Annotated in this window: 1 protein-coding gene and 1 pseudogene; both read left to right on the top strand. The window is 43.5% G+C overall.

The features are described from left to right. Positions 1-57 precede the first annotated feature (57 nt). Positions 58-149 (top strand): annotated as a pseudogene (locus tag CK486_RS18605) (nitric oxide synthase oxygenase); the annotation flags it as partial. After that, positions 150-407: nitric oxide synthase oxygenase (locus tag CK486_RS18430; protein ID WP_176481745.1), on the top strand; the 258-nt coding region annotated here is incomplete at its 3' end.

The raw sequence follows: 407 nt of genomic DNA, 5'->3' as shown, positions 1-407 counted from the left end.
ATTGAAGCGACGGGAAGTTATAGTCATACATATGAAGAGTTAGTGCATGGGGCGCGAATGGCTTGGCGCAATAGCAATCGTTGTATCGGTCGCTTGTTTGGCAAACGCTGCATGTATTTGATGAAAGGGAAGCACGCACAGAAGAGGAAGTGTTCACAGCACTTGAGCAGCATGTTGACTATGCCACAAATGACGGAAAAATTAGGCAACTTTGGAATGATGCGCAGGCTTTTATAAAACAATGTTACCAAGAATTAAATAAGTCGGAAATGGAACGAACAAAACGTTTGCAAGAGATTAAGGAGCAAATTGAAGCGACGGGAAGTTATAGTCATACATATGAAGAGTTAGTGCATGGGGCGCGAATGGCTTGGCGCAATAGCAATCGTTGTATCGGTCGCTTGTTT

The organism is Pseudomonas sp. HAR-UPW-AIA-41, from assembly GCF_002304225.1.
Classification (GTDB): Bacteria; Pseudomonadota; Gammaproteobacteria; order Pseudomonadales; family Pseudomonadaceae; genus Aquipseudomonas.
The sequence above is the reverse complement of the archived record's forward strand: the minus strand, read 5'-3'. Positions and strand labels throughout refer to the sequence as shown.